This window comes from Ornithinicoccus halotolerans, from assembly GCF_009602535.1.
GTDB lineage: Bacteria > Actinomycetota > Actinomycetes > Actinomycetales > Dermatophilaceae > Ornithinicoccus > Ornithinicoccus halotolerans.
This window is the reverse complement of record NZ_WIQI01000131.1, coordinates 1-6322: the sequence shown is the minus strand read 5'-3', so window position 1 is coordinate 6322 and position 6322 is coordinate 1. Positions and strand designations below refer to the sequence as shown.

Genomic DNA, 6322 nt, shown 5'->3' with positions numbered 1-6322 from the left:
CCGGCCAGCCCGCGCCAGCCTTCACCCTGTCCGACGCTGCGGGCAACCAGGTCTCGCTGAGCGACTACGCGGGGCAGCCTGGCCAGTGCCTGGCGCACCCGCCGGCGCTCGTCGAGGGTGACGACGGTGTCCGCGGCGTCGGGCACGACGCGCTCGCCCTCGTCGGCGGCCCGCTCGCGGGCGGCGCGGCGACGGCCCGAGCGCAGGTGGTTGAGCGCGGTGTGCGCCGCGGCGACCGACAACCAGCCGGGTGCCTCGGCCGGCGGCACGGTGGAGCGTCCGAACGCCACGTACACCTCCTGGGCCACGTCCTCGGCCCCGTCCCGGGAGCCGAGCACGCGGGCCGCGACGCCGACGACACGGGGGTAGGTGGCGCGGAAGACCTGCTCCAGGTCGGCCCGGACGCTCCCGGGTCCGGCAGGACTCGCCACGGCCACCCCATCCTTCCGCCCGGCACCTCGCGCCGCTGCGCCGGGCCGCTCGGGCGACAGCGCGCCGGGCAGGGCTGCCGCCGGTGCGCTCCCACCATGCCCTACGACGTCCACACCTGCAGAGCACCGCCGGCGCCCCGGATGTGACACCGCCGGTCGGGACAGGGCGACGAGCAGGGCACCCGTGCCGGCTCAGCCTGCCGTCGGCGGGCGCCGCAGCGCGGCCGTCACCGCGGCCAGCACCGCGTGCGGCTCGGTGTCGGGCAGCAGCGCGACCTGCCGGCCGTCCACCAGCACCGCGCCGGCGCGGGTGCCCTGCACGGCGGCCCAGAGCGCCCGCAGCCGTCCGACCGCGGGGCGGAGGTGCCGGTAGACGTGCGGCAGCAGGTAGGCGGAGTTGCCCGGGGAGGCGATCTGCACGTCGGTGCCGGGCAGCTCGTGCCGCAGCAGCTGGTAGCACTCACCCACCCGGTGCGCCGCGGGGTGGTGGCTGACCGGGGTGCCGGCCCGACGGTCCAGCGCCACCGGGTCACGGGTGTCACCGCTGCAGCAGCCGCCCCCGTGCGCGTCGGTCCACGGCCGGACGATCACGACCCGGCTGTCCGCGGCGCTCGCGGCCCGGGCGGTCGCGGCGTGGCGGGTGGGGTCACTCCCGCCGGGTGACGACATCCTCGCCGGCCTCCGTGGTGGTGCCGGGAGCGTCCTGGCCCGGCCCGCGCGTCCCGTCGGCGCCGCGGCCGCTGAGACCCTTGAGGGCCAGCGCAGCCTCGACGATCAGCCACATCGCCAGCACGAAGATGACGGCGTCCAGCGGCGCGAGCACCCACTGGCCCTCGGCGACGAAGTTGCGCAGGTTGACGATCAGCGCCCACGAGGTCATCGCCAGCAGGAACACCAGCGGCACGGCCACCGCCAGCGGGTTCCGGCCACGCTTGAACACCCACACCGCCACGACCGTCAGCGCCAGCCCGGCGGTGAGCTGGTTGGTGGTGCCGAACAGCTGCCAGAGGACGCCGAAGGTGTACCCCGCGTCGCCGCCGCCGGGGAGCAGTGCCATCACCAGCGGGATGATGACCGCGATCGCCCCGGCCAGGGTGAGGTTGCGGGCGCCCGCCCGCCAGCCGACGAGCTCGGAGATCTCCTGCACGACGTAGCGCTGCAGCCGCACGCCGGTGTCCATGGTGGTGGCCGCGAAGCTGATGACCACGACCGCGGCGAAGATGACCGCCAGGTCGACCGGCACGCCGAAGTTGTTGGCGAAGGCCGCGACCCCGTTGACGAAGTTGCCGACCGCGCCACCGGAAGCGGTGCTGAAGTCGGGGTAGAGCGCCTCCCAGTCGGCCTGTGTCGCCACGACACCGGCGGTGGTGGCCAGCACCGCCCCGGTGGCCAGCGAGCCCTCGCCCACGGCCCCGAGGTAGCCGACGTGCCGGGTGTCGGTCTCCTTGTCGATCTGCTTGGCGGTGGTGCCCGAGGACACCAGCGAGTGGAACCCGGAGATCGCCCCACAGGCGATCGTGATGAACAGGAACGGGAAGATCGACGGCGAGCCGGCGGGCACGTCGTTGACCATCGGGGCCACGATCGTGTTCCAGCCGACCAGCAGCCCCAGCGCGATGACGCCGAGGGCGATGAAGAGCTGGTGGGAGTTGATGTAGTCGCGCGGCTGCAGCAGCAGCCACACCGGCAGCCGGGAGGCGATGAAGGCGTAGGCGAACATGATGATCACCCACAGGTTGCGCGGCTGGTCGAAGCCCAGCCCCTCGGCCAGTGGCGTGATGTCGAGCGGGAAGGCCTGGCCGACCGGGATCAGCAGGTAGAGCAGCAGCACGCCGACCAGCGACGGCACCAGCGCCGGGCTGCGGGTGCGGTAGATGTACTGGCCGATGGCGATGGCGAGGGGGATCTCGACGAAGATCGGGATGACCGCGCCGGGGTTGGCCATGAACAGGTTGCCGATGACGACGGCGAAGACCGCGTTCACCAGCGTCAGCAGGAAGAAGATGATCAGCAGGAACAGCGTGCGGGCCCGCTTGCTGATGACCTCGCTGGCGATGGTGCCGATGTTCTTGGCGTTGTGACGCACCGAGACCACCATCGAGCCGAAGTCGTGCACCCCGGCGGCGAAGATGGTGCCGAGCACGATCCAGGCCAGCGCCGGCCCCCATCCCCAGAACACCGCGATCGCCGGCCCGACGATCGGCGCTGCCCCGGCGACCGAGGTGAAGTGGTGGCCGAAGACCACGTGCTTGTTGGTGGGCACGAAGTCGATCCCGTCCCGGAACCGGTGCGCCGGGGTGACGAAGGCCGGGTCCAGCCCGTACACCCGGTCCGCCAGGTAGCGGGAGTAGTACCGGTAGCCCAGGAAGTACAGGACACCGACGACGGCTGCGACGACTGCGGCGGGCATGACCTCTCCTCGGTAGCGGCCAGGGACGGCCGGTGGTCAGCCGGGCGCGTGACAGGGGGCCCGGTCAGCTCTCAGTGTGGTCCTTGTGGCCTGTGAGGCACAAGGCCCGCGGATGACCGGGTCGGCGCGGGTGCCGGGCCGGCTCGTAGGCTCCCGGTATGGGACCCGACGCCCGGTCGGCCACCGCCGGGAGGCCCGCCACCCCCGCCGAGGCGGTGCGCGCCTCCTCGCTGGCCGAGCTGGCCTGGACCGGCGCCGACGGGTCACCGCGCGCGGCTGCGGTGATGGCGCTGACCCGCGGCGAGCAGGTGCTGCTGGCGCTGACGTTCGACCGCGCCGCGCTGGCCCGTGACGTGGTGGCCGCCCGAGGCCCGGTGGTGGTGGCGCTGACCGAGCCGCGCGGCGCGGCAGCGGGGTTCCGGTCAGTGGGGCTGGTGGGCCGGCCGCGGCTGGAGGCCGACACGCAGGGCCAGGTCTACGCCGACGAGCTGCGGCTGGAGGAGCTGCGCCGCTACCCGCCGGCCCGGCTGCTGGCCGACTCACCGCTGCTGTGCCGGGAGCACTGGTGGTGGCTGCCGCGGTTGCTGGTCACGCTCGAGGAGCCGGTCTGGGTGCCGCTGCCGGCGCGCACCGAGCCGCAGGACCACCTGCTCGTCGCCGCCGGCCCGGACCGACCGGCCGTGGCGGTGGTCCGGCTGGACCCGGAGGCGGTGGTCGAGCCGGACCGGCCGGAGCTGTCGCTCACCGTGCTCGGCGGGTCGCTGCCGGACCGGCCCGGCCCCGCGGTGGTGCTGGGCCAGGACGCCTCGTTCCCGGACCTGGAGCGCTGGGCCAGCTGGCAGTGGGAGGGGCTGCTGCAGCCCGCGGCCGGCGGCCGGCCGGCGCGGCTGGCGGTCAGCTCGGCCCCGGCCAGCACCGGTTGCCCGCCGGTGCCGGGTGTGTGGCAGCGGTGGCGCCGGCAGCGGGCGCTGGCCCGGGCCTGCCGGGAGGGGCTGGGCGCGTGGTGAGACAGTGGCGGTCGAGACGACCCACGGAGCCCAGGAGGTAGTCATGCGCGCAGTGGTGGTCCCCGAGCACGGCGGGGCCGAGGTCCTCACCGTCCGGGAGCACGATCCCGCCCCGCTCGGACCGGACCAGGTCCGGGTGCGGGTGGCGGCGGCCGGGGTGAACTTCATCGACATCTACCAGCGCCGCGGTCTCTACTCGATGGAGCTGCCGTTCGTGGCCGGCTCCGAGGGCGCCGGCGAGGTGCTGGAGGCCGGTGCCGAGGTGAGCGACCTGGCGGTGGGCGACACGGTGGCCTGGGCGATGGTCCCCGGCAGCGGCTACACCGAGGAGGCGGTGCTGCCGGCCGCGAAGGCGGTGCCGGTCCCGGACGGGGTGGACGCCGAGACGGCGGCCGCGGTGATGCTGCAGGGGATGACCGCGCAGTACCTGGTGACCACCACCTTCCCGGCGCGGGAAGGGCACACCGCCGTGGTGCACGCGGCCGCCGGTGGGGTCGGGCTGCTGCTGTGCCAGCTGCTCTCGGACCGGGGGGTGCGGGTGATCGGCACCACCTCCACGCCGGAGAAGGCCGAGCTGGCCCGGGGGGCCGGCGCGCACGAGATCGTGCTCTACCGGGAGCAGGACCTGGTCACCGAGGTGCGGCGGCTCACCGGTGAGGAGGGCGTGGACGTCGTCTACGACGGGGTCGGCAAGGACACCTTCGACGCCGGGCTGGAGCTGCTCCGCCCGCGCGGCATGATGGTGCTGTTCGGCGCCAGCAGCGGGCCGGTGCCGCCGCTGGACCCGCAGTCGCTCAACGCCCATGGCTCGCTCTACCTCACCCGGCCCTCGCTCGCGCACTACCTGCTGACCAGGGAGGAGCTGCTGCAGCGGTCCGGCGCCGTGATGTCGGCCGTGGCCGAGGGGCGGCTGACGGTGCGGGTCGGTGGCCGCTACCCGCTGGCGGAGGCCTCCCGCGCCCAGGCCGACCTGGAGTCCGGCGCGACCACCGGCAAGCTGCTGGTCCTGCCCTGACCGGACGGAGCGGCGGTGCGCATGGCCTGGACCAGCACCCACGCCAGCGCCACGGCTCGGAGCACCACCGCGGCGGCGTAGTCCTCTCCGGCGAGGCCCCGGCCAGGGTCCGAGGCGAAGCCGATGTGCAGCCACACAGTGACGAAGTGCACGGCCTCGGCACCGGCCCACAGCAGGTGGTCACGCCAGGAGATCGCTGACAGCGCCAGCAGCGGCAGCACCCACAGCGAGGCCTGCACCGGGAGCTCCCGGCTGGTCAGCAGCACCAGCAGCAGCATCGGCGCGGCCACCCGGGCCAGCGGCGGCACCGTTGCGGCGGAGAGCGCCAGCCGGCCGCCGACCAGCAGTGCCAGGACCCAGCCCAGCAGCTCCACGGCGGTCAGCGTCCAGCTGGGCAGGTCGGCGCCCCACAGGGCGGGGACCAGGGCGAGGGCGCCGTAGCCGGCGTCGTCGGACCACGCCCGGCGCAGCCAGAGCGTGCCGCCCGCAGGCTCCAGCACGGTCAGCACCACGGTGACCAGCGCGACGACGCCGAGCGCGGCGGCGGCCAGCACCGCGGCCGACCACCGGCGGCCGGCTCGCACCGCCACCAGGGCGACTGCGGCCAGCAGCACCAGCGCGACCGGGTCGGTGAGGACCGCTCCTCCGAGGAGCCCGCCGGCCACCGCTGGCCGGGCGTGCCGGAAGGCCAGCAGCCCCAGCATGGCCAGGGCCACCGCGAGCAGCGTGGTGGACACCAGCGCGAGCGGGACCAGCAGCGGCGCCAGCGCCAGGTGGGCCGCCTGCCACGGGTTGCGCGGCCGGAGCGCGACGGCCGCGACGACGGCCGCCGCGAGCAGCACCACTGCGGCGAGCGCCCACAGCCCGAAGACCCACTGCTGGGCCGCGACCTCCGTTCCCGCCCGAGGAGTCAGCAGGGCCAGCAGCCACATCACCAGGCCGCTGCCGGGCGGCTGGGCGATGCCCTCACCGAGGTAGGGCATCACCCGGTCGGCCAGCGGCGTGGTGACGTGCAGCACCGGCACGTCCGAGTAGCAGGTGCGCCAGAACTGGTCCGGGTTGGCCCAGCCGCGGACCACGCAGTGCCCCTTCTGGAAGACGGCCAGCGCCAGCATCCCCGCGCCGAGCGCGACCAGCGTGGCCGCCACCGCGCCCGGACCTCGCGCCCCGACCCGGGCGTGTCGCCCGGTCGGTCCACCCACGGCCCCGGTCGCCGCCCGGGCGACGGGGTCGCGCCGTGACGGCGGGGGATAGGGCACCGGTGGCAGGGTGCCGGCTTCCGTGCCTCGGCTGCGCCGGGTCACGCGCTCAGCCGGTCGGGGAGGCCGTCGGCTCGACCGGCGGGCGCAGGCCCGAACCCCCCGCGTCCCCTCCGTCGCCGTCGCCGCCGCACGCTCGCCGACCTCGAGGGCAACCTGGCCCGGCTCACCGAGAACATCGAGGCCAACGGCGGCGTCGT

6 protein-coding genes are annotated in these 6322 nt (G+C 75.1%); 2 read left to right on the top strand and 4 right to left on the bottom strand.

Annotated features, from left to right (window positions below; translation table 11 throughout):
• From GFJ45_RS14560 to GFJ45_RS14550, 3 genes are all read right to left on the bottom strand, one after another.
• Positions 1 to 431: RNA polymerase sigma factor (locus GFJ45_RS14560; RefSeq protein WP_323368746.1), on the bottom strand; the 431-nt coding region annotated here is incomplete at its 3' end.
• Positions 432 to 623: 192 nt separating this feature from the next.
• Complete coding sequence (locus GFJ45_RS14555) at positions 624 to 1100, bottom strand: hypothetical protein (protein WP_153398471.1); 477 nt, start codon at positions 1098 to 1100, stop codon at positions 624 to 626.
• A complete protein-coding gene (locus GFJ45_RS14550; protein WP_153398469.1) occupies positions 1078 to 2841 on the bottom strand; it encodes a carbon starvation CstA family protein in 1764 nt (587 codons plus the stop codon). The genes GFJ45_RS14555 and GFJ45_RS14550 overlap by 23 nt, the downstream gene beginning before the upstream one ends.
• A 158-nt stretch (positions 2842 to 2999) precedes the next feature.
• Between GFJ45_RS14550 and GFJ45_RS14545 the strand changes: the two genes are divergently transcribed.
• Positions 3000 to 3848, top strand: a complete 849-nt coding sequence (locus tag GFJ45_RS14545; RefSeq protein WP_153398467.1) for a pyridoxamine 5'-phosphate oxidase family protein — start codon at positions 3000 to 3002, stop codon at positions 3846 to 3848.
• Positions 3849 to 3891: 43 nt separating this feature from the next.
• Positions 3892 to 4863: a quinone oxidoreductase family protein gene (locus GFJ45_RS14540; RefSeq protein ID WP_153398465.1), complete on the top strand. Its 972-nt coding sequence runs from the start codon at positions 3892 to 3894 to the stop codon at positions 4861 to 4863.
• Here the strand turns inward: GFJ45_RS14540 and GFJ45_RS14535 are convergent.
• Positions 4782 to 6122, bottom strand: coding sequence for a hypothetical protein (locus tag GFJ45_RS14535; protein ID WP_153398463.1), 1341 nt, complete (start codon positions 6120 to 6122; stop codon positions 4782 to 4784). The two genes, GFJ45_RS14540 and GFJ45_RS14535, sit on opposite strands and share 82 nt — an antisense overlap.
• Positions 6123 to 6322 lie beyond the last annotated feature (200 nt).

What these genes read in the sequence shown, in the direction of transcription:
- GFJ45_RS14555 (WP_153398471.1), bottom strand. Translation starts at nt 1,100, where the DNA reads ATGTCGTCACCCGGCGGGAGTGACCCCACCCGCCACGCCGCGACCGCC.
- GFJ45_RS14550 (WP_153398469.1), bottom strand. Translation starts at nt 2,841, where the DNA reads ATGCCCGCCGCAGTCGTCGCAGCCGTCGTCGGTGTCCTGTACTTCCTG.
- GFJ45_RS14545 (WP_153398467.1), top strand. Translation starts at nt 3,000, where the DNA reads ATGGGACCCGACGCCCGGTCGGCCACCGCCGGGAGGCCCGCCACCCCC.
- GFJ45_RS14540 (WP_153398465.1), top strand. Translation starts at nt 3,892, where the DNA reads ATGCGCGCAGTGGTGGTCCCCGAGCACGGCGGGGCCGAGGTCCTCACC.